The sequence below is a fragment of the Stenotrophomonas sp. 80084_Sma genome (genome assembly GCF_056481995.1).
Map to the genome: position 1 here is coordinate 2,734,705 of NZ_CM151177.1, position 22,426 is coordinate 2,757,130.

General features: G+C 66.5%; 21 protein-coding genes. 5 read left to right on the plus strand and 16 right to left on the minus strand.

Going from position 1 to position 22,426, the window contains the following annotated elements; all coding sequences use genetic code 11:
• Positions 1-4: 4 nt before the first annotated feature.
• Positions 5-685, minus strand: coding sequence for an STN domain-containing protein (locus ACZK3W_RS12660; RefSeq protein ID WP_125893671.1), 681 nt, complete (start codon positions 683-685; stop codon positions 5-7).
• A gap of 479 nt (positions 686-1,164) precedes the next feature.
• Positions 1,165-1,629 (minus strand): Lrp/AsnC family transcriptional regulator, encoded by a 465-nt coding sequence (locus ACZK3W_RS12665; protein WP_005413654.1) that lies wholly within the window; start codon positions 1,627-1,629, stop codon positions 1,165-1,167.
• Positions 1,630-1,756: 127 nt separating this feature from the next.
• On the opposite strand from ACZK3W_RS12665, the gene ACZK3W_RS12670 reads away from it, so the two are divergent.
• The 5 genes from ACZK3W_RS12670 to ACZK3W_RS12690 all read left to right on the plus strand — a co-directional run bounded on the left by ACZK3W_RS12670 (position 1,757) and on the right by ACZK3W_RS12690 (position 6,036).
• Positions 1,757-2,488, plus strand: a complete 732-nt coding sequence (locus tag ACZK3W_RS12670) for an AzlC family ABC transporter permease (RefSeq protein ID WP_014037422.1) — start codon at positions 1,757-1,759, stop codon at positions 2,486-2,488.
• The gene (locus ACZK3W_RS12675) at positions 2,485-2,799 is read left to right on the plus strand and encodes an AzlD domain-containing protein (protein WP_197615661.1); all 315 of its coding nucleotides are present in this window, start codon (positions 2,485-2,487) and stop codon (positions 2,797-2,799) included. The genes ACZK3W_RS12670 and ACZK3W_RS12675 overlap by 4 nt, the downstream gene beginning before the upstream one ends.
• 672 nt (positions 2,800-3,471) lie before the next feature.
• The gene (locus ACZK3W_RS12680; protein WP_197615662.1) at positions 3,472-3,945 is read left to right on the plus strand and encodes a hypothetical protein; all 474 of its coding nucleotides are present in this window, start codon (positions 3,472-3,474) and stop codon (positions 3,943-3,945) included.
• Between the two features lie 136 nt (positions 3,946-4,081).
• Positions 4,082-4,510 carry a PAS domain-containing protein gene (locus ACZK3W_RS12685; RefSeq protein ID WP_032128130.1) on the plus strand — a complete coding sequence of 143 codons (429 nt, stop codon included), beginning with the start codon at positions 4,082-4,084 and terminating at the stop codon, positions 4,508-4,510.
• Positions 4,507-6,036 (plus strand): flavodoxin domain-containing protein, encoded by a 1,530-nt coding sequence (locus tag ACZK3W_RS12690; RefSeq protein WP_180838037.1) that lies wholly within the window; start codon positions 4,507-4,509, stop codon positions 6,034-6,036. Before ACZK3W_RS12685 ends, ACZK3W_RS12690 begins: the two co-directional genes overlap by 4 nt.
• Positions 6,037-6,509: 473 nt before the next feature.
• Here the strand turns inward: ACZK3W_RS12690 and ACZK3W_RS12695 are convergent, their stop codons facing one another.
• From ACZK3W_RS12695 to mobA, 14 genes are all read right to left on the minus strand, one after another.
• Positions 6,510-7,178 (minus strand): ATP-binding cassette domain-containing protein, encoded by a 669-nt coding sequence (locus ACZK3W_RS12695; RefSeq protein WP_125895820.1) that lies wholly within the window; start codon positions 7,176-7,178, stop codon positions 6,510-6,512.
• On the minus strand, positions 7,168-7,851 hold the full coding sequence (gene modB / locus ACZK3W_RS12700) for a molybdate ABC transporter permease subunit (RefSeq protein WP_049459011.1): 684 nt from the start codon (positions 7,849-7,851) through the stop codon (positions 7,168-7,170). The genes ACZK3W_RS12695 and modB overlap by 11 nt, the downstream gene beginning before the upstream one ends.
• A gap of 3 nt (positions 7,852-7,854) precedes the next feature.
• On the minus strand, positions 7,855-8,598 hold the full coding sequence (gene modA, locus ACZK3W_RS12705) for a molybdate ABC transporter substrate-binding protein (RefSeq protein WP_180838038.1): 744 nt from the start codon (positions 8,596-8,598) through the stop codon (positions 7,855-7,857).
• A gap of 19 nt (positions 8,599-8,617) precedes the next feature.
• Positions 8,618-9,394 (minus strand): helix-turn-helix domain-containing protein, encoded by a 777-nt coding sequence (locus ACZK3W_RS12710; RefSeq protein WP_012511268.1) that lies wholly within the window; start codon positions 9,392-9,394, stop codon positions 8,618-8,620.
• A gap of 11 nt (positions 9,395-9,405) precedes the next feature.
• A complete protein-coding gene (locus ACZK3W_RS12715; protein ID WP_180838039.1) occupies positions 9,406-10,620 on the minus strand; it encodes an oxygen-independent coproporphyrinogen III oxidase in 1,215 nt (404 codons plus the stop codon).
• Between the two features lie 194 nt (positions 10,621-10,814).
• A complete protein-coding gene (locus ACZK3W_RS12720; RefSeq protein ID WP_197617316.1) occupies positions 10,815-12,146 on the minus strand; it encodes an MFS transporter in 1,332 nt (443 codons plus the stop codon).
• Positions 12,147-12,169: 23 nt separating this feature from the next.
• Positions 12,170-13,069, minus strand: a complete 900-nt coding sequence (locus ACZK3W_RS12725) for a peptidylprolyl isomerase (protein WP_197617314.1) — start codon at positions 13,067-13,069, stop codon at positions 12,170-12,172.
• 3 nt (positions 13,070-13,072) lie between these two features.
• The gene (gene narI, locus ACZK3W_RS12730) at positions 13,073-13,780 is read right to left on the minus strand and encodes a respiratory nitrate reductase subunit gamma (RefSeq protein ID WP_099553434.1); all 708 of its coding nucleotides are present in this window, start codon (positions 13,778-13,780) and stop codon (positions 13,073-13,075) included.
• On the minus strand, positions 13,777-14,457 hold the full coding sequence (gene narJ / locus ACZK3W_RS12735; protein WP_065723459.1) for a nitrate reductase molybdenum cofactor assembly chaperone: 681 nt from the start codon (positions 14,455-14,457) through the stop codon (positions 13,777-13,779). The genes narI and narJ overlap by 4 nt, the downstream gene beginning before the upstream one ends.
• Positions 14,457-16,001 (minus strand): nitrate reductase subunit beta, encoded by a 1,545-nt coding sequence (gene narH, locus ACZK3W_RS12740; protein ID WP_197617312.1) that lies wholly within the window; start codon positions 15,999-16,001, stop codon positions 14,457-14,459. The genes narJ and narH overlap by 1 nt, the downstream gene beginning before the upstream one ends.
• The gene (locus tag ACZK3W_RS12745) at positions 16,001-19,756 is read right to left on the minus strand and encodes a nitrate reductase subunit alpha (protein WP_478449970.1); all 3,756 of its coding nucleotides are present in this window, start codon (positions 19,754-19,756) and stop codon (positions 16,001-16,003) included. Before ACZK3W_RS12745 ends, narH begins: the two co-directional genes overlap by 1 nt.
• Before the next feature lie 72 nt (positions 19,757-19,828).
• Complete coding sequence (locus tag ACZK3W_RS12750) at positions 19,829-21,247, minus strand: NarK family nitrate/nitrite MFS transporter (protein WP_197617308.1); 1,419 nt, start codon at positions 21,245-21,247, stop codon at positions 19,829-19,831.
• A 145-nt stretch (positions 21,248-21,392) separates the two neighbouring features.
• Entirely contained in the window at positions 21,393-21,758 is a 366-nt protein-coding gene (locus ACZK3W_RS12755) for a hypothetical protein (RefSeq protein WP_012511276.1), read from the minus strand.
• Positions 21,755-22,303 carry a molybdenum cofactor guanylyltransferase gene (gene mobA, locus ACZK3W_RS12760; protein ID WP_197617306.1) on the minus strand — a complete coding sequence of 183 codons (549 nt, stop codon included), beginning with the start codon at positions 22,301-22,303 and terminating at the stop codon, positions 21,755-21,757. The genes ACZK3W_RS12755 and mobA overlap by 4 nt, the downstream gene beginning before the upstream one ends.
• Between the last annotated feature and the right edge of the window lie 123 nt (positions 22,304-22,426).

A 22,426-nucleotide genomic window follows, 5' to 3' on the forward strand; every position in this document is an offset into this window, starting at 1 on the left:
GAAGTCATGGAAGGGGCGCGCGCCGGCCACAGTCGTGGTCGGTGCCGGAAGGTCGGATCTGCAGGGTCACCGGCTGCGGCAGCGCGGCGGCATCGGGCGCAAGCACCAGGCCCTGCAGCGCCTGCAGCAGGCGTGCATCGCGGCGGGCGCTGCCACTGCCTGAGAGCAGCTCGGGCGCATGCACCTGGCCTTCGCCGTCGACGTGGAAGCGCAGCGTCGCGGCATAGCGGCCGGGCGCGATCTCGGGGTCGTCACAGAACACCGCACGCAGGCGCTGCTGCAGCCCGCCATAGCGACGCCGACGCTCGGCCTCGGGAAGTTCGGCACCAGTACCGGGTTCGGCGACCGAGGGCGTGCCCCGGCGCAGCACCACGCGCTGCTCACCGATCATCTCGGCCTCGATGCCGGTGTCCTGCAGCAGCATCTGCAAGGCAGGCAGCGGCGCAAGGCTGGCGCGCAGCGCATGGCTGCTACGGCCGGCGGCAAGATCGCCCGGGTACATCACCGACCACCCGCTGATGACGCTGAAGCGCTCGACCGCCTGCTCCAGCGGCTGCGCAGGGATGTCGTAGGCATGAACACCGTCCCGCGCCACAGCGGCAAAGGACAGCAGCAGCCATGCGGCGATGGCCACCTTCCAAGTTCTGACCGCATGGTGTCCATTCAGCCCCCTGACGTAGAACACATGACCCTCGGCAGCGACAGCAGCTGCAGTGGACGCGCGCGACGACCGGAGCCCCGGCCCGCGCGCGACCAGCAAGCGGGCTCAAACCGTACCGGGGCCAGATGTCATTGCGATGACCGCTGCCTACGCCCGGCGTTGAGCCAGGCTCCGTGAACCCAGTCACGCATCAGGAATCAATGAATCGAACAGACATGTCCATCTGCTCCCGGGGTCAGAGCCCGTTGCACAGCAACGGGATCCGACCCCAACAGGTCGCGGGGAACTGTCAGGCGCGGGGCGGTGTGGGCAGGCAGGACCGTTGGCGCCATGGATGGCGCCATCGAGCCCCCATGGATGGGTCTACGGCGTGTCCTGCCTGGCCACACCGCCCCGCCGCCCTGGGAACATCGCCGTTGCGGCTGCTGTTGCTCCTGAGGTTGCCGGCCAGCGGCCGGCACTACCGCGGGTGCCGGGTGCAACCCGGCCGGAACCACCCATCCTCAAAGCGGCAGCTGGGTGGTCTGCTTGATCCGCTGCATCGGAATCTCGGTCTTGGTGTTCTGCACCCCGGCGATCCGGTTCAGGTGCTGCATCTGGAACTGCCGGTAAGCATCCAGGTCCGCCACCGCCACCCGCAGCAGGAAATCGCAGTCACCGGCCATCAGATGGCATTCAAGCACTTCCGGGAACGACTTGATGCTGTTGATGAAGTGGTTGGTGGTGTCCTCGTCCTGCCCGCGCAGCCACACTCGCACGAACACCGTGAAGCCACGACCCACCTTCGCCTCATTCAGCAGGGCCACGTAGCGGTCGATGTAGCCGCCCTCCTCCAGCAGCCGCACCCGCCGCAGGCAGGCCGAGGGCGAAAGGCCCACCAGCCGGGCCAGCTCCAGGTTTTGCAGCCGTCCGTCACGCTGCAGGGCATCGAGGATGCGGCGATCAAGGTTGTCGAGCTGATACTGCACGGGATTTCACCTTTGGCGACCTTAGCCGCATGGAATCTCAATATTCCCGAATTGAATGGCATCAACGCAACCCGATTTCGCGATCGGACCGCTAGCATGGGCCACCCCCACCTCGTTGTGCCGTTCCATGGACGCCCGTACCACCCTCCCCCTGCCCGACACCTGCGATACCGCCCCGCGCGCCGAATTCCTGCGCGGCCTGCGCGCCGCCGTACCGGTGATGATCGGCTTCATTCCCTTCGCCCTGGTGCTCGGCGCCCAAGCCGCCCAGAAAGGCCTCAGCGCCCTGGAAGTGCCGCTGATGACCGGCCTCAACTTCGCCGGCGGCTCGGAGTTCGCCGCCGTCGAACTGTGGACCTCGCCGCCGCATATCGCGCTGATCGTGGCGATCACCGCGCTGGTCAACAGCCGCCACCTGCTGATGGGCGCCAGCCTGGCCCCGCTGCTGCAGCACCTGCCGCGCCGCCGCGTGCTGCCGGCGCTTTTCTTCATGTGCGACGAGAGCTGGGCGATGGGCGTGGCCGACGCGCGCCGCCGTGCGCTCGGCTTCAGCCTGGCCTATTACCTGGGCGTGTCGGCAGGCCTGTACACGGTCTGGGTCGCCTGCACCGCGCTGGGCGCGATCGTTGGGCCGATGCTGGGCGACATCCACGCCTACGGCTTCGACATGGCCTTCCCGGCCGTGTTCCTGGTGCTGCTGCGCGGCATGTGGCAGGGCATGAAAGCAGCGCGTCCGTGGCTGGTCAGCCTGGTGGTGGCCGCGGCCACCTACCTGCTGGTTCCCGGCGCCTGGTACGTGGCCAGCGGCGCGCTGGCCGGCCTGGCCGCAGCCTGGCTGCTGGCGGAGGACGCGGCATGATCTTCAACGGACTCATCCACTGGACCTCGGTGCTGACCATCGTGCTGATGGCCGCTGCCACCTACCTGACCCGCATCATCGGCCTCCTCGCGCTGCGCAACCGCACGCTGAGCAAGCGCGCAGTGACGGTGATGGAAGCCGCGCCGGGCTGCGTGCTGATCTCGGTGATCGCGCCCGACTTCGTCGCCGACAAGCCCGCCGACCTCGCCGCGCTGGCGATCACCCTGCTGGCCGCCACGCGGTTGTCGATGCTGCCGACGGTACTGATCGGCGTGGTCTCGGCCGGGGTGCTGCGCTATCTGATGGGCTGACGCACGCGCGAGGTCCCCACGTGGTGTGACTGGAGGCGCGACGGTCGCTATCAGCTCGACCTGCACATTTGCGTGCCGCCTCAAACGTGGCCCGGAGCCACCTACTGGAGGTGTTTGAAAAAACTCCGATTGCCTGATCGAGCCTGAGCCGGTACGGATCGACTGCCGAATCAGCGGGTTGAGCTGATCGGTCAATCGACGTCCAACGTGGAGAGTACCAATGAGCAATCTGCGAGTTGTCGTGGCAGCAATCGGTATCACCCTCACATCTACTCGCGGGCTGCCCCTCTGATGCAGCGCCGTCAGTCCAGGCGTACCCAACCGGGCCCCGCGCTTGGGCTCTATGCTGGGCTGGCGGCAATCCTTCTGGCCACAAGTGCGTGCCAATCCATCCAGCTGCCTCCCCGGAACCTGGTCAGTCCCGATGGAGGGTATGCCACCCTGCTGCGAGGCCCTTCCTCACATCTGAAGATCAGCACAGTGTCGGTGCTACCCGGTCCAGAAAGCTCGGAGTATCCCAATCGATCCATCGAGTGCGGGTGGCCATCCGTCGCAACTCGGGTTCTCTGGGCAGATCGAGCGCTTTCGGCCATGCAGGCGTCACGGCTCTGCGAGGCCGCCGCACGATCCGCTGGACTGCCGCTCCAGGCCAATGGGCAGGAACGGACGCCTATGCGCTATCAGTTGACGATCGTAAGTGACGGAGGCGGCATCTGGCGACAGCTGCCGGGACCAGAGCCGCCGGGTCAGATGGTCAGCTTCTGGTTTCCCTCCGGCCCCGACACCGACTCGCTGCGCAGGCGCGTGATCGCCACCACCGCCCATGAGTTCCAGCATATCGCCACCGCATTGGCAGGACAGCCTCGGCGCGGCGGGCAGCGCGAACCAGACGCCTATCTGGCAGGCGCATGTGCCCAGCTGATGATCGAAGGCGCCGTTGCACGTGCGGATCTGCCTGGCGGACACGATCCGCGAGCTGATCCGTTTCTGCCATCGGCAGCCAGGCGCTCCGCGCATGCAGGCAGTACGACCGGGGGAGCGCTGCTGCGGTTCTTCGGTGACGCGGACACCTTGCACATCAATGAGGGAGGCCGCCACCTGATGCGGCATTGCCACGAGACGATCGGCTTTCCCCTGCAGCAGTGAACGCTCCCTGCGACACCCGGTCGCAGCCGATCCCGGCATCCACTTGATCAATGTCAAACCGCCCGCCGCCGTGCGGGCGTATTTCTATGCAGGACCCGAACACGCCGGCGTTACCGGCATACACAAGGACCCTGCGATGAGCTACACCCCCGACAACGCCCAGCTGCTGAATGCCATGCAGAACGTCATGGTGATCTCCACCACCGACCTGCAGGGCAACATCACCTACGCCAATGACCTGTTCTGCACGCTCACCGGCTTCGCCCGCGAGGAGCTGATCGGCCAGCCGCACAGCATCGTGCGCCATCCGGATGTGCCCAAGGCGGTCTACAAGGACATGTGGGACACCATCAAGGCCGGCAAGACCTGGACCGGCATCGTGCCCAACCTCGGCAAGGGCGGCGTGCTCTACGTGGTGGACACCACCGTGCAGCCGCTGTTCGATGCCGAGGGCAACATCACCTCGTACATCAGCATCCGCCGCGTGGTGAACGACCTGATGCAGAACTACGACCTGGTCGAGTTCAGCAAGGAAAAGTTCGACGACTTCTACGAGGCCGCGTGAACGCCCTCCCGACCAGTACGCCCTTCAGCCGCCTGCTGGTGGGTTTCGCGTCCGAGTCGGGCAATGCCCGCGCCCTGGCCCAGCGCCTGGGCGCGGACCTGCAGCCGCACGCGCCGCAGGTGCTCCCGTTCAACGACATCGACGTGGCCAGCCTCGGCCACGGCGATGTGCTGCTGGCGATCTCCAGTTCCTTCGGTGACGGCGAACCGCCAGCCAACGGCGAGCAGTTCTTCGAAACGCTGCGCCAGACCCCGACACTGAGTGGCCTGCGCTATGCGGTGTTCGGCCTCGGTGACACCGGCTACCCCAGCTTCTGTGGCTTCACCAAGGCGCTGGATGCCGCGCTGAGCGAGCGCCAGGCGCAGCCGCTGCTGCACCGCGTGGATGCCGACCTGGGCTACGAGCAGTTCTTCCAGCAATGGCAGCCAGTGCTGGGCCAGGTGCTGGACGGCGACGTGAACGCGGGCCAGGACCTGCACCTGCAGGTCACCGCCTATGGCGAAGACAACGCCTTTGCCGCCCCCATTCTGGAACACCGCCGCTTGAACAGCAGCGACCCGGCCGCCTGGCACCTGCAGCTGGACATTGCCGGCAGTGGCATGGCGTACCGCGCGGGCGACACCCTGCACGTAGTACCCGAGAACGACCCTGCGCTGCTGCAGGCATTGGCCACCTGGTACGGCGACTCCGCCGCTGTGGCCGCACTGCACGACCGCGAGCTGCGCCTGCTGAGCAAGGGCGTGCTGCGCGAACTGGCCAAATTGGGCGGCAGCGAGGTGCTGAAGGGCCTGTTGAAGGTCAGCCAGAAGCGCGAGCTGGACGCCTACCTGCACGGGCTGGACCTGCTGGACGTGCTGCAGGACCACGCCACGCCGGCCAGCGTGCCGCTGGCCCGCCTGCGCGAGCTGCTGTCACCGCGCCTGCCGCGCGCCTATTCGATCGCCTCGCACCCCTGCGACGACCAGCTGAGCCTGTGCGTGCGCGAAGTGCGCTACACCCTGCGCGGTCGCGAGCGCTTCGGCACTGCCACCGGCAGTCTGCTGCACGGCGGCGACCACGCGCGCGTGTACTGCCGTTCCAATCCCGGCTTCCATCTGCCCGATACCGGCGAAGCGCCATTGCTGCTGGTTGGCACCGGCACTGGCATCGCGCCGTTGATGGGCCTGATGCAGGAGCTGCAAGCCAACGCCTGCGAACGCGAGGTGCACCTGGTGTTCGGCGAGAAGCACAGCCAGCACGATTACCTGTACCGCGAGCAGCTGCAGGACTGGCGCGCGCGCGGTGTGCTGGCCGGCCTGCATACCGCGTTCTCGCGCGATGGGGCCGAGAAGGTCTATGTGCAGCATGTGCTGCAGCAGCGCGCCGACGAAGTGCGCGATGTGCTGGCCCGTGGCGGGCATCTGTACCTGTGCGGTAACAAGAGCCACCTGGAAGGCGCGGTGCGCGAGGCCATCGATGCCATCAGTGGCGAAGGGCACTGGGACGCGCTGCGGGGTGAAGGCCGCACGCACTGCGAGCTGTATTGATCCATTCCACTGGATTGCGCGAACGCTGAACCGGTAGAGCCGGCCGCTGGCCGGCTGCTCCGGATTCCATGGTTGCCAGCCAGCGGCCGGCACTACCATCAGATGCAACCATTCATCGCCTGAGCGTCGCGGAACTCCTGAACCGGTAGAGCCGGCCGCTGGCCGGCTGCCCCAGATTCCGTGGTTGCCGGCCAGCGGCCGGCACTACCATCAGATGCAACCATTCATCGCCTGAGCGTCGCGGAACTCCTGAACCGGTAGAGCCGGCCGCTGGCCGGCTGCCCCAGATTCCATGGTTGCCGGCCAGCGGCCGGCACTACCATCAGATGCAACCATTCATCGCCTGAGCGTCGCGGAACTCCTGAACCGGTAGAGCCGGCCGCTGGCCGGCTGCTCCGGATTCCATGGTTGCCGGCCAGCGGCCGGCACTACCATCAGATGTAGCCATCCATCGCCCTTGCGTCCATCGCGGGTCAACCGCCGACGATACGACCATCCACCACGCGTGCTACCTGCTGGCCGAACATGGCCACATCCTGCGGGTCGTGGCTGATCAACAGCAACGGAATGCCAGTATTGTCCAGCACCGTCTCAAGCTCCTGGCGCAGGTGCTGGCGCAGGTCATGATCCAGCGCGGAGAACGGCTCATCCAGCAGCAGCGCCTGCGGCTGCGTCACCAATGCACGTGCCAAGGCGGTGCGCTGACGCTGGCCGCCGGATACCTGCGACGGCAGCAGATCACCGACCGTGTCGATGCGGAATGCGTGCAGCCACTGCTCCACCGCATCGAAGCGCTGGCCAGCCCGCGGATTCAACCAGCCCTTCTGCAGACCGAACGCCACGTTCTGGCGCACGCTCAGGTGCGGGAACAGCGCGTAATCCTGGAACACGTAGCCCAGCCGGCGGCGTTGCGGCGGCAGATCCACGCCGGTGGCCGCATCGAACAGGGTCTGCCCCTGCAGCCGTACATGCCCCTGGCCCGGCCGTAGCAGCCCGGCCACCGCCTTCAGGGTCAGGCTCTTGCCGGCGCCCGAAGGCCCGAACAGCACCACCTGCCGCTGCGTGCACTGCAGCGACACATCCAACACGAAATCCTGGCCGGCCGCCTGCAGGCGGCGCTGCACCTGCAGGTCAAGCCACATCGCGCAGCTCCCGGCGACGTCCGCCCACCAGCCGTGCGGCCAGCAGCAGGATCACGATGCACACCACCGAGGTCAGGATCACCAGCGCATTGGCCTTGCCGTCCTGGCCGGCCTGCACCGCCTCGTAGATGGCGATCGACAGCGTCTGCGTGCGGCCCGGAATGCTGCCAGCCACCATCAGAGTGGCGCCGAACTCGCCCATCGCACGTGCAAACGCCAGCAGCAGGCCGGCGAGGATGCCACGCCAGGCCAGCGGCAGCGTGATGCGGAAGAACACCGCCGCTTCGGACACACCGAGCGTGCGTGCGGCCTGCTCCAGCTGTCCGTCCACTTCCTCGAACGCCGCGCGTGCCGGCTTGAACACCAGCGGCAGCGAGGCCACTGCGGCGGCGATCACTGCAGCCTGCCAGGTAAACACCAGGTTGATGCCGAACCACGACTGCAACCACGCACCGATCGGTCCGTTACGGCCGATCAGCACCAGCAGGTAATAGCCCAGCACCGTCGGCGGCAACACCATTGGCAGGGTCAGCAGCGAATCCAGCAGCTCACGGCCGGGAAAGCGCCGCCGCGCCAGTAGTGCGCCCAGCGCCACGCCCACTACAAGATTGATCGCGGTGGCCCAGCCGGCCACCTTCAGCGACAACCCCAGTGCGCTCCAGTCGAGATCCATGCCTCAGGGCTTGCCGAACCCGTGCCTGGCCAGGATCGCCTGGCCCTGTGCCGAACGCACGAAGGCGGTGAAGCGCTTGGCCTCGGCCGGCTGCGCGCTGGCCTTGGTCACCGCCAGCGGATAGGCGATGCGCCCGGCCACCGGCACCGCGAAGGCACGACGCACGCGGTCGGGCATGGCCTGCGCATCGGTGGCATAGACGAAACCGGCATCCACTTCACCACGCGCCACGTAGTCCAGCGACTGGCGCACGTTCTGGGTGGTGATGACCCTGCCCTGCACCGACGGCCACAGGCCCGCCGCTTCCAGCGCGCCCTTGGCGTAGCGACCGACCGGCACGCTGTCCGGGTTACCCAGTGCGATGCGCTGCACGCCGGCACCGGTCAGGTCCTTCAAGCTACGCGGCGCGACCTTGGCCTGCGGCGGCACCACCACCCACAGCGCGTTCACCGCGAACACCTCGCGGGTACCGGCCGCCAGCAGGTCCTGCTGCTGGGCCTGGTCCATCGTGGTTTCATCGGCCGAGGCGAACACGTCCACCGGCGCGCCACGACTGATCTGCTGCAGCAGCACGCCTGAGGCGGCGAAGTTGAAATCGACCTTGGTTCCCGGGTGCGCCTTCTCATAGGCGGCGCCGAGTTCGCGGAAGCTCTCGGTCAGGCTCGATGCCGCCGACACCGTCAGGTCGGCCGCCCAGGCCGGCACCGTGGCCAGCAGGCCCAGCAACAACAGTCCAGCTCGCTTCATCATCGGCTCCCGGCCAGGTTCAGTTAGGGTCGGATTCGTCGGCCACCGCCAGCGCCGCCAGGCGCTCGGGCTGCAGCAGCAGGATCTCACGCTGCTTCACCGCGATGATCCCATCATCGCTCAGGCGGCGCAGCACGCGGCTGGCGGTTTCCGGCGCCATCCGCAGGTAATTGGCGATCTCGGTACGCGCCATCGTCAGGTTGAAGCGCGTAGCGGAAAAACCACGCCGCGCGTAACGCTCGGACATGTCGAGCAGGAACGCCGCCATGCGCTCTTCGGTACGGTGATTCGCGGCCAGCGTGGCGACCTTGCCGATCTCCGCACTGAGCAGGCTGAACAGCTTGGCCTGCAGCCCCGGCATGCGTGTGGCCAGCAGGCTCAGCTTGGGGAACGAGATGCGGCACAGGTGCACGGTGTCCAGCGCCACCGCATTGCAGGGGAAGCGCGAACCGTGGATCGCATTGAGGCCGATCACTTCGCCCGGCAGGCTGAAGCCCAGCACCTGCTCGTTGCCCTGGCTGTCATCGACGAAGGTCTTGACCATACCGGCGCGCACCGCAGCAATCGAATCGAACGATTCGCCAGCGCGGAAGATGTAGTCACCCGCATGGAACGGGCCAACGTGGTCGACCAGGACGTGCAGATCGCCCAACGCAGTCTTGTCATAACCCTGCGACATGCAGGCATCGGAAAATGCACAGGTACTGCAGAAGTGCAGCGCGTCGCCATCATCGGCGGCGGCGGGGTTCGGCGTGGCCCGGCCGAGGCGACCCTGGGAAGGCGGAGTTGAAGACATCGGGGCAGGACTCAAGCGATGGCGGCCGCCGGCCGGAAGCATGCGGCCATCATACGCCACAGCAACCGCCCTTCTTCGGCCAGCCGCAGCACACGTGCATCCCACTGCGCCCAGCCGCGCGCCAGCAACGGCGACAGCGCCGGCAGCTGTTCGGCGAAGCATTCCTCGAAGGGTTCATCATTACGCCACTCGAATGCAGCCGCATCGAGCGCATGGTCGCAGGCGATGCTCTGTGCCACCTCGGCCGCAAGCCGCTCGTCCTCGGACAGGATCAGGCCCGCGGCCACGCCCATGTGACCGGACTGCAATCGCGCCCGCCATTCGCCCAGCTCGTCCTCCAGGCGGTAGAACACCTCGCCGATCTGGCTGCAGGCGGACAGGCCAAGCCCGATGAAATCGCTGCGGTCGCGGCGTGGCACGCCGGCCAGGTCACAATGACGCTGGCCATCGCCCGGGCCATGCGGGTTCGGCAGGTCGCCGCGCTGGTAGTGGTCACCACCGATCGGTTCGTAGCCTGCTGCGCGCAGCAGGCGCCAGGCCTGCAGCCAGTGGGCCGCTGAGGGATCCCGTGGCAATGCGCACGGCGCTGGCAACAGGATGCGCTCGGGTGCTTCGGCCAGCACCTCATGCAGACGCTCGATGAAACCGGTGTCCTCACTGGCGGGCACGCGCAGCTGGTAGTAGCGCGCAGTGAAGCCGACCTGCCGCGCCTGTGCCAGCAGGGTCGGCCCCGGCGCATCGGCACGGTCGATCACGTTCAGGCGGGTGCAACCCACCGCGCGCAGCTGCGCCGGTGACAGCGCGCTGCCGGCGTCCAGCCGCACTTCCACCTGCGGCCGCGCCACCGTGCGCAGGTGCTGCGGCACGGCGTCCAGCAGCTGGCCCAGCTGCGGCGGCGGCAATGTCTCCGCCAATCCCAGCTGCAACACCATCGCCACCACTTCGCGGTCCTCGGCCAGGGCATCGGCCTGCAGCTGCAGGGCCAGCAGCAAGGTGTCCAGATACGCCTGCGGCGGCACATCGCGACCACCCCGACCGGCCTGAAAGCCGAGCGTCAACCCACGCGGAATCAGGTGCTCGTTGCTGGCGCGCACGGCGGCGCGCCTGCCGCTTTCGCCAAAGCCGGTGCTGAACTGGTCAGCCGGCGGAAACAGCACGTGCCGGGGCTGCCGCAGCAATGCCGCCTGCAGCGCAGTGTCCTCGCTCTCGTCAACGTGGAAGCTCATGGCACACATCTTCGGGCGTTCCTCTTCGCGTGGCCCTGATTGAAATCAAGCGTGGCGCATCGGTGGGTTCATGCCGGCCAGCGACCGGCACTACCCTTTCACCCGCTACCCGGTAGTGCCGGCCGCTGGCCGGCAACCCCCTCCACCCACCGCGCACCGTTCCGGTAGTGCCGGCCGCTGGCCGGCAACCCCGTTCACCTACCGCGCACCCGCTCGGCGGCGGCCGCATCGATGGCTTCGGGCAGGTCGGTCTCGCGGTCGATCTGCGGGAAGTGACGGCGCTCCATGCGGCGAATAGCAAAGTGCATCCACGCCAGTGCAGCCGCCACCAGCACGAACAGCAGCATGAAACAACTGCTCCAGATGCCCACGGCATCGTTCAATGCCCCGAACACGATCGGCAGGATGAAGCCACCCAGGCCGCCGATCATGCCGACCACACCGCCCACTGCACCCACGTGCTTGGGGTAGTACACCGGAATGTGCTTGTAGACCGCTGCCTTGCCCAGCGACATGAAGAAGCCCAGCACGAACACCAGCACGGTGAACATCACCACGCCGATGGCCAGATGGAAGTGGATCGGGCCGTGGATGCCCTTCACCACATATTCGGTATCCGGATAGGCCAGCAGGAAGGTGCAGATGGCCGACACGCCGAAGGTCCAGTACATCACCCGCCGCGCGCCCATCCGGTCCGACATCCAGCCACCGACCACGCGGAACAGGCTGGCCGGGATCGAGTAGCACGCCGCCAGCATGCCGGCGTGCCCCACGTCCATGCCGTAGGCGCCCACCAGATAGTGCGGCAGCCACAGCGCCAGCGCCACGAAGCCACCGAACACGAAGAAGTAGTACAGCGAGAACCGCCACACCTGCAGGTTTTTCAGCGGCGCCACCTGCTCGGCGAACGGCACCGGCTTCACGCCCTCGCGGCGGCGCTGCTCCAGTGACGGGTCTTCCTTGCTGAAGAGGAAGAACAGCACAGCCGTGACCGCCAGCGCGACCGCCCAGACCTTGGCGACCATGGTCCAGCCGGCGGCCACCATCACCAGCGGCGCCAGCAGCTTGGTCACCGCCGAGCCGATGTTGCCGGCACCAAAGATGCCCAACGCGGTGCCCTGCTTGCTGGCCGGGAACCACTTCGATACGTAGGCCACGCCCACCGAGAAGTTGCCGCCGGCGATGCCCACGCACAGCGCGGCGATCAGGAACTGGGTGTAGGTCTGCGCATAGGTCAGCATCCAGGTGGCCACTGCGCCACACAGCATCACCAGCACCATCACCTTGCGGCCACCGAACTGGTCGGACCAGATGCCGAGGAAGACGCGGCTGACCGAACCGGTCAGTACCGGCGTGGCGATCAACAGGCCGAACTGGGTGTCACTCAAACCGAGCTGTTGACTGATCTGGATACCGATGATCGAAAAGATCATCCACACCGCGAAGCACACGGTGAAGGCGAACGTGCTCAACCACAGCGCACGCTGCTGCTGCCCGGCACTGGCGGGGGCAAGGGCCTGGTTCATAGGGTCTCCTCGTTCAATGGGGGTCAGCCGATGTCTGCTTCGGCTTCGATTTCGTCCAGCCCGCGCACCGGGTAGCGCTCCTGCAGCTGCAGCAGGTAGGCCTGCACCTCGCGCTGGCGCACCTGCAGTTCCAGGTAATCACGCAGCTGCGGCAGCACCGCCTCGAACGGCTGTGGCTGGCCTTCCTCGCGGGCATCGACGCAGACCACGTGGTAGCCCCAGCGCGATTCCACCGGGAATCCAGCCAGGCCCTCGCGCAGGCGGAACACCTGGCGGTCGAACTCCGGTGTGGTCTGCCCGCGCTGCAACCAGCCCAGGTCGCCGCCCTCGCTGCTGGAGGGGCAGCGCGAATGGCGCAGAGCAAAATCGGCGAACAGGTGCGGCGACTCCTTCAGCAGTCCGACCAGCCGCTCGCCTTCGGTGCGTGCGGCGAAGCGCCCGGCCACGTCGTCGGCCGCCGCCGCCAGCAGGATATGGCGCAGGCGCACGCGGTCAGGCGAGCGGAAGCGCTCCGGGTTCTGCTCAAAGTAGCGGCGGCAGTCCTCGTCGGTCGGCACGCGGTCTTCGATCGCGTCTTCCAGCAGTTGCTGGATCAGCACTTCCTCGTCGCTGACCCGGTTGCCCTCCGGCGCCTGCAGGCCCAGCCGCTGCGCTTCCAGACGCAGCAGCTCGCGCACCACCAGGGCACGCGCCGCTTCGGCGCGTGACTGTTCCGGGCGCATCGCCCGATGGTGCTGCATCTCGCGGGCGATGTCGGCCTCGCTGATCGCGGTCTCGTCCACGAACAGCCGGCACGGTGCCGGCTGCCCGAGCGAGCGCGGCCCCTGCTCTGCCGCGTCGTGGTGATGCGAATGCGCCTCGGCAGGCACCGGTGCGGTGGAGTCGATCACGGTGATCGGCAGGAATTTCGGCAGGCTGCCCATGGTTTACTCCCGCGGACCGTAGCGCAGCGTGGCCTGGCGGCGGCGCACCACCTGGTACGGCCGCCACAGGTAGCTGATCGGAATGCTCCACACGTGCACCAGGCGGGTGAACGGCGCGATCAGGAACAGGGTCAGGCCCAGGAAGATGTGCATCTTGTAGACCCAGCTGACGCCCTCGATGTAGTCGGCGGCACCGGCGCGGAAGGTCACGATGTGCTGCGCCCATTCGGCCAGCTGCACCATCACCCCACCGTCCAGGTGTCCGGACGAGACGCGGATGCTGTACAGGCCCAGGCACAGCTGGGCGAACAGCAGCACCAGCACCAGGGTGTCACCGAAACTGCCGGTGGCCCGTACCCGCGCATTGAACAAGCGGCGTACCAACAGGATGCTGATGCCGATGAAGCACAGCGCGCCGAACACGCCGCCCACCACCATCGCCAGCATCTGCTTCTGCGACGACGTGATGAAGTGCTCGTACACCGCATGCGGGGTCAGCAGGCCGACCAGATGGCCACCGAGGATGGCCAGGATGCCGATGTGGAAGCAGTTGCTGCCGATCCGCATGCCCTTGTCCGACAGCATCTGGCTGGAGCCGGTGCGCCAGGTATACATGGCCTTGTCGTAGCGGGCCCAGCTGCCGATCAGCAGCACCGCCACGGCGATGTACGGGTAGTACTGGAAGGCGAATTGATGCAGGGAGTAACTCATGGCTGGACCTCTCGATGCGAAGGACGGGCCGGCGAACGCACGGGCGGCTTGCAGTCCTCGGCAGGGGCTTCGGCGCCGAAGCGCACCGCCTCCTCCTCCCACAAGCGGTCCATGGCCTCGGCGGTATCGTCGCGGACTTCCTCGCTGGCACGCTGGCGCAGCGCCTGCAGATCGGCCTTGCCGTCGCCGGCTTCGACCAGGATCTCGAACAGCACCCGGTGCGGCAGCTCACGCTCGGCGGCACGCGCCGCCAGCATCCCGGCGATATGGCCGATGTGGTGCAGCCACTCGCGGGCCTCGCTGCCAGGGCGATGGGCCAGGAACTCCAGCAGCAGCGGCAGGTAGTCCGGCAGCTCGCGCGCATCCAGTTCGAAGCCGTTGCGGCGGTAGGTCTCGACCAGATCGACCATGGCCTGGCCGCGGTCGCGCGACTCGCCATGGATGTGTTCGAACAGCAGCAGGCTCATCGAGCGGCCGCGGTCGAAACTGGCCAGCCACGCCGCCTGCGCATCCAGCGCATCGGTAGCCAGCAGCTGCTGCACGAAGCTGCGCAGCTGCTGGCGGCGGGCGGCGCCCAGCGCCGGGTCGTCGCACGCGGCGAGGAGTTCCTCGCCGTGCTGCCATAGTTCTTCACGGGGGTAATCCAGCAACACCCCGACCAGCTTGAGCACGCTCATCACACCACCTCCTTGCGGCGGTGGTTCGGGCCCTTGTCCACCACGAAGGTGGTCGTCTTGCGCTGCCCGAACAGGTCGGCCGGGCTGTCACCATTGCAGCCGTTGCCGAAGGTGAAGCCGCAGCCGCCGCGCTCGCCGAATGCATCGTTGGCATACTCGCGGTGGCCGGTCGGAATCACGAAACGGTCCTCATAGTTGGCGATGGCCAGGTAGCGGTACATCTCTTCCACCTGGGCGATACTCAGCCCGGTCTGTTCCAGCACGGCGGTGTCTTCCACGCCGTCCACGTTCTTGGCCCGGCGCCAGGCACGCATCGCCATCAGACGCTCCAGTGCGCGTACCACCGGCGCTTCGTCACCCGCCGTCAGCAGGTTGGCCAGGTAGCGCATCGGGATGCGCAGCGAGGCCACGTCCGGCAGCTCACCGCTCATGCCCACGCGGCCACGTTCGGCGGCGGACTGGATCGGCGACAGCGGCGGTACGTACCAGACCATCGGCAGCGTGCGGTATTCCGGGTGCAGTGGCAGCGCCAGCTTCCAGTCGATCGCCAGCTTGTACACCGGCGACTGCTTGGCCGCATCCAGCCAGCTGTCCGGGATGCCCTCGGCGCGCGCGGCGGCGATCACCGCCGGGTCATTCGGGTCCAGGAAGATGTCCAGGTGGGCCTGGTACAGGTCCTTCTCGGCGGCCACCGAGGCGGCCTCAGCGATGCGGTCGGCGTCGTACAGCATCACGCCCAGGTAGCGGATGCGGCCCACGCAGGTTTCCGAACACACGGTCGGCTCACCCATCTCGATGCGCGGGTAGCAGAAGATGCACTTCTCCGACTTGCCGCTCTTCCAGTTGTAGTAGATCTTCTTGTACGGACAGGCCGACACGCACATGCGCCAGCCGCGGCACTTGTCCTGGTCGATCAGCACGATGCCGTCTTCCTCGCGCTTGTAGATCGCACCCGACGGGCAGGCCGATACGCACGCAGGGTTCAGGCAGTGCTCGCACAGGCGCGGCAGGTACATCATGAAGGTCTTCTCGAAGGCGCCGTAGATCTCCTTCTGCACCTGGTCGAAGTTGTAGTCGCGCGAGCGCTTGCTGAACTCAGAACCGAGGATCTCCTCCCAGTTCGGGCCCCACTCGATCTTCTGCATGCGCTCGCCACTGATCAGCGAACGCGGCCGCGCGGTGGGCTGGTGCTGGCTGTCCTTGGCGGTGTGCAGGTTCTGGTAGTCGAAATCGAACGGCTCGTAGTAGTCGTCGATCTGCGGCAGATCCGGATTGGCGAAGATCTTGGCCAGCATGCGCCAGCGGCCACCGGCGCGTGGCACCAGCTTGCCGGCGCGGGTACGCACCCAGCCGCCGTTCCACTTGTCCTGGTTTTCCCATTCCTTCGGGTAGCCGATGCCCGGCTTGGTTTCCACGTTGTTGAACCAGGCATACTCGACGCCCTCGCGCGAGGTCCAGACGTTCTTGCAGGTGATCGAGCAGGTATGGCAGCCGATGCACTTGTCCAGGTTCAGCACCATCGCGATCTGTGCACGGACCTTCATCACACCACCTCCTTGCTGGCCGATGCCGAAGCACCAGCGGGCTGCTCATCGTCCAACCAATCGATCTTGTCCATCTTGCGCACGATCACGAACTCGTCGCGGTTGGTGCCGCAGGTGCCGTAGTAGTTGAAACCGTAGGCCAGCTGCGCGTAGCCGCCGATCATGTGGGTGGGCTTGAGCACAATGCGGGTCACCGAGTTGTGGATGCCGCCGCGGGTCCCGGAAATCTCCGAGCCCGGCACGTTGATGATGCGTTCCTGGGCGTGATACATCATCGCCATGCCCGGCATCACGCGCTGGCTGACCACCGCACGTGCGGCAATCGCACCGTTGACGTTGAACAGCTCGATCCAGTCGTTGTCGACGATGCCGGCGCTGCGCGCGTCGTCCTCGCTGATCCACACGATCGGGCCACCGCGCGACAGCGTCTGCATGATCAGGTTGTCGCTGTAGGTGCTGTGGATGCCCCACTTCTGGTGTGGCGTGATCCAGTTCAGCACGATCTCCTTGTTGCCGTTCGGGCGCTGGTTCAGCAGCGGCTCCACCGTGCGCGTGTTGACCGGCGGCCGGTAGCCCATGAAGGCCTCGCCGAAGTCGATCATCCACTCGTGGTCCTGGTAGAACTGCTGGCGACCGGTCACCGTGCGCCACGGAATCAGCTCGTGCACGTTGGTATAGCCGGCGTTGTAGCTGACGTTGTCGTCTTCCAGGCCCGACCAGATCGGCGAGGAAATGATCTTGCGCGGCTGTGCCTGGATGTCACGGAAGCGGATCGCCTCGTGCTCCTTGCCCACCGCCAGGTGGGTGTGCTCGCGGCCGGTGAACGTGCCCAGCGATTCCCACGCCTTCACTGCGACGTGGCCGTTGGTCTCCGGCGCCAGGTGCAGGATCACCTCGGCCGCGTCGATCGCGGTCGAAATGGCCGGACGGCCCTGGCTCACGCCCGCGTCGTGCACGGTGTGGTTGAGCTTGCCGAGGAATTCGACTTCGTGCTTCGTGTCCCAGCTCATGCCCTTGCCGCCATTGCCCAGCTTGTCCAGCAGCGGGCCCAGCGAGGTGAACTTGCGGTACAGATTGGGGTAGTCGCGCTCCACGACCGTCATCGACGGCATGGTCTGGCCCGGAATGGCCTCGCACTCGCCCTTCTTCCAATCAGCCACGCCGAACGGCATGCCCAGCTCGTTGGGGGTGTCATGCAGGGTCGGCACCAGCACCAGGTCCTTCTCCACCCCCAGCACACCGGGCGCCATCTCGCTCACGGTGCGGGCAACCTCCTTGAAGATCTCCCAATCACTGCGCGATTCCCAGGCCGGATCCACCGCCTTCGACAGCGGGTGGATGAACGGGTGCATGTCCGACGTGTTGAGATCGTCCTTCTCGTACCAGGTGGCCGTGGGCAGCACGATGTCCGAGTACAGCGCGGTGGTGCACATGCGGAAGTCCAGCGTCACCAGCAGGTCGAGCTTTCCTTCCGGCGCTTCGTCGCGCCACTTCACTTCCTCCGGCTTGACCGCGCCCATCTCGCCCAGGTCCTTGCCCTGCAGGCCGTGGCGCGTACCCAGCAGGTGCCGCAGCATGTATTCGTGGCCCTTGCCCGAGGAACCGAGCAGGTTCGAGCGCCAGATGAACATCATGCGCGGGTGGTTCTGCTGCGCGTCCGGATCAGCAAAGGCGAAGTCCAGCGAACCATCCTTGAACTTGCCCAGCGCATAGTCGGCCGGGGCCACGCCGGCCGCTTCGGCCTCGCGCACCAGCTGCAGCGGGTTGCGGTCCAGCTGCGGTGCGCTCGGCAGCCAGCCCATGCGCACCGCACGCAGGTTCAGGTCGGCCAGGCTGCCGCTGTACTTGCTCGCATCCGCCAGCGGCGACAGCAGCTCATCCACCGGCAGCTTCTCGTAGCGCCATTGCCCGGTGTTGAAGTAGAAGAACGAGGTGCCGTTCATGTGACGCGGTGGCCGACTCCAGTCCAGGCCGAAGGCCAGCGGCTGCCAGCCGGTCTGCGGGCGCAGCTTTTCCTGACCCACGTAGTGCGCCCAGCCGCCACCGGTCTGGCCCACGCAACCGCACATGATCAACATGTTGATCAGGCCACGGTAGTTCATGTCGTTGTGGAACCAGTGGTTCATGCCGGCGCCGACGATGATCATCGAACGGCCATGGGTCTTGTCGGCGGTACGGGCGAACTCGCGGGCGATCTCGATCACTTCCGCACGCGACACGCCGGTGATGCGTTCCTGCCAGGCCGGGGTGCCCGGCACCATGTCGTCGAAGCTCGATGCCACGTTGCTGCCGCCAAAGCCACGGTCCACGCCGTACTGGGCCAGCAGCAGGTCGTAGACCGTGGCCACCAGGGTCTCGCCGCCTTCGGCCAGGGCCAGGCGGCGCACCGGGATGTTGCGCTCAAGCACGTCGTCGGCCGGCGCAGCGGTCCAGCCCTCCGACTCGATGCCACCGAAGTACGGGAAGCTGACCGCCTCGATGCCCTCATGGGTGTCGGCCAAGCTCAGGCGCAGGCGCGTATCGGCGCCATTGCTTTCCTTCTCCTCGATGTTCCACTTGCCCTTCTCGCCCCAGCGGAAGCCGATCGAACCGTTGGGCACCACGATCTGGCCGCTGCTCTCGTCCAAAGCCAGCGTCTTCCAGTCCGGATTATTGGCTTCACCCAGGCCACCCAGCTCGCTCGCACGCAGGAACCGGCCCGCTACCAGACGGCCATCGTCGCGGCGTTCCAGTCGCACCAGCATCGGCATGTCCGAGTACTGCCGGCAGTAGTCCTGGAAGTACTGCGAGGGCGAATCGACGTGGAACTCGCGCAGGATCACATGGCCGAAGGCGAAGGCCAGCGCCGCATCGGTGCCCTGCTTGGGGTGCAGCCAGTGATCGGTCAGCTTGGCCAGCTCGGAATAGTCCGGGCAGATCGCCACCGTCTTGGTGCCGTTGTAGCGCGCCTCGGTGAAGAAGTGCGCATCGGGCGTACGCGTCTGCGGCACGTTGGAGCCCCAGGCGATGATGTAACGGCTGTTGTACCAGTCGGCCGATTCGGGCACGTCGGTCTGCTCGCCCCAGATCTGCGGCGAGGCCGGCGGCAGATCGCAGTACCAGTCGTAGAAGGACAGGCAGGCGCCGCCCAGCAGCGACAGGTAGCGCGCGCCGGCGGCATAGGACACCATCGACATCGCCGGAATCGGCGAGAATCCGACCACGCGGTCCGGGCCGTACTGCTTCACCGTGTACAGGTTGGAGGCGGCGATGATCTCGTTGGCCTCTTCCCACTGCAGGCGCACGAAGCCGCCCATGCCGCGGCGGGTCTTGTACGAACGCGCCTTCTCCTTGTCCTCCACGATGCTGGCCCACGCATCGACCGGGGCCTTGCTCTTGCGCGCTTCGCGCCACAGGCGCAGCAGCGTGCCGCGGATCAGCGGGTACTTCAGCCGGTTGGCGCTGTACAGGTACCAGGAATAGCTGGCGCCACGCGGGCAGCCACGTGGTTCGTGGTTGGGCAGGTCCGGGCGCGTACGCGGGTAGTCGGTCTGCTGGGTTTCCCAGGTGACCAGGCCGTTCTTGACGTAGATCTTCCAGCTGCACGAACCGGTGCAGTTCACGCCGTGGGTGGAACGCACGATCTTGTCGTACTGCCAGCGGGCGCGGTAGCTGTTTTCCCAGTCACGGCCTTCGCTCTTGGCGAATCCGTGGCCATCGGCAAAGGTCTGGGGGTCACGCTTGAAGAACTGCAAGCGATCGAGGAAATAACTCATCGGGGATCTCCCTTTGCGGACATCGGCATCGTGGCTGTGTGTGTCATCTGGCTGCGGTGCGTTTTCATGTCGTCAGCAGGGTGTCTCGGCACCGCGCCGGTAGTACCACCACCAGGTCACGGCCAGGCAGGTGACGTAGAAAACAACGAATCCGTACAGCGCCATGTCGGGGCTGCCGGTCAAGGTGATGGACGAGCCGTAGCTCTTGGGAATGAAGAAACCGCCATAGGCACCGATCGCACCGGAGAAACCGACCACCGCGGCCGACTCGATGCTGGCCTGGTGCGCGGCCGAGGCCTTGCCTTCGGCGTTGTCGTTGGCCGACCAGCGCTCATGCAGGGTGCGGAAGATCACCGGAATCATGCGGAAGGTGGTGCCGTTGCCGATGCCACTGAGCACGAACAGCGCCATGAAGCTGAGCAGGAAGCCATGGAAGTTGCCGCCCTGGCCGTGACTGGGCAGGAAGTGCAGCACGCCGAACACCGCCGCGATCATCAGCGCGAACACCCAGAAGGTCAGGCGTGCGCCGCCCCAGCGGTCGGCCATGCTGCCACCCACCGAGCGCATCAATGCGCCCAGCAGCGGGCCGATGAAGGCGTAGGCCAGCGGGTTCACGTCCGGGAACTGGCTCTTCACCAGCATCGGGAAGCCGGCCGAGAAACCGATGTAGGAACCGAAGGTGCCGATGTACAACCAGCACATCAGCCAGTTGTGCTTGCGGCGGAAGATCACCGCCTGCTCGGAGAACGACGAGCGGGCGCTGGTCAGGTCGTTCATGCCGAACCAGGCCGCGATGGCGCACAGCGCGATGGCCGGCACCCAGATGAAGCCGGCGTTCTGCAGGAACAACGGCGCCCCGCCCTCCGCCGTGGGCTGCGGTGCACCACCCAGCGCACCGAACACGCCCACGGTGATGACCAGCGGAATCACCGCCTGCGCCACCGACACGCCCACGTTGCCGAGGCCGGCGTTCAGGCCCAGCGCAAGGCCCTGCTTCTGCTTGGGGTAGAAGAAGGAGATGTTGGACATCGACGAGGAGAAGTTCGCGCCACCGAACCCACACAGGATCGCAATGGCCACGAACACCCCGTACGGCGTGGCCGGGTTCTGTACCGCAAAGCCGAGCCAGAGCGTCGGCGCCAGCAGCGAGGCCGTGGACAGCGCGGTCCAGCGGCGGCCGCCGAAGATCGGGATCACGAACGAATAGAAGATGCGCAGCGTGGCGCCGGACAGGCTGGGCAGCGCCACCAGCCAGAACAGCTGGTCGGTGCTGAAGTTGAAACCGATCTTCGGCAGGCTGATCGACACCGCCGAGAACAGCACCCAGACCGAGAAGGCCAGCAGCAGCGAGGGGATCGAGATGACCAGGTTGCGGGTGGCGACCCGCTTGCCGGTGCGCTCCCAGTAGCCGGGATCTTCCGGCGTCCAGTCGCTGATGACGCGACCCGGACGGGCAGTGCTGCGGACAACAGGATCGCTACCGACGGTCATACATGGCTCCAAGGCTGTGGAATGACGTGGGTACTGCGTTTCAAGTTGTGACCCGTCGTCATGCAGCCATTAGGCCGCGCAGCAACAACGACGGGGTTGATCTGGATCAATCAGGGGCCGGTTTCAGCCGTGCCCCTGACAAATGTCAAACCGGTGAAGCGGTGTTGCGGCGGGTCACCCCGCGCTGGCGCACGCTGTCGCGCACGTCCACATCGAACTGCAGCTGAAGCTGGCCGCCATCTTCCAGGGCAATGTCGAACGGCAGCCCATCCCGGCACGGCAGCCGCGCCGCCAAGGCCTCGACGGCCGGGCGCGGCAGTACCAGGCGGCAGAAGGTGCCGCCATCGAGCAGCACCGGTTGATCGCCGCCATGCAGCGACACCGCCATGCCCCAGCCCTCGATGCCGCCAAAGCGGGTCATGTTCTCGACCGATTCACCGGCCAGCAGGCGCGCCAGTTCGGCCTCGTCCAGGCGAAGCCGTACTGATTGATCCTGCAACTGCACTTTCATGACGCAACATCCTCCCATTGTTCGGGGGTATTGCAGTTGACCAGGCAGGCTTCGTCAACGCTTTCCAGCGCCAGCACGTGCATCTGCAGGCGACGCTGGAAGGCCTGTACCGAGCGCGGCCCCTGCGCATCATCCAGCATCGCGGCCAGCACGCTACGAGTGGCATTGTCCACATTCAACAGCATGGGAAAGGGATGCCCGTCAAAGATCGTACATGCGCCCCGCCCCTCGGCGGCCAACCGTTGCAGCAGCCGCGGTGCCAGCAACGGCGTGTCCACCGCTACCACCCAGGCTAGGCTATCGGGCATCTGCTGCATCACGCTGTGCAGTCCACCCAGGGGACCGCAGCGCGCCACCTGATCGGGGATGCCGCCGAAGGCCGGATAGTCGCCGCTCACCCACACCCGTTCGGCGCCGGCCTGCAGCAGCAGGCCACGCATGTGTTCCAGCAGCGTGCGCCCCTGCCACGGCAGCAGCGCCTTGTCGCGCCCCATCCGGCTGGACAGGCCGCCGGCCAGCACGATGCCGTTGATGGTTCCATTCATGGTAGAGCCACACCATGCGTGGCTGCGCCGGTTGGATACGCGGGAACGGCCCCATCCACGCATGGCGTGCATCTACTGAACCCCACGGCCATCCAGACATTCGGTGGTAGAGCCACGCCATGC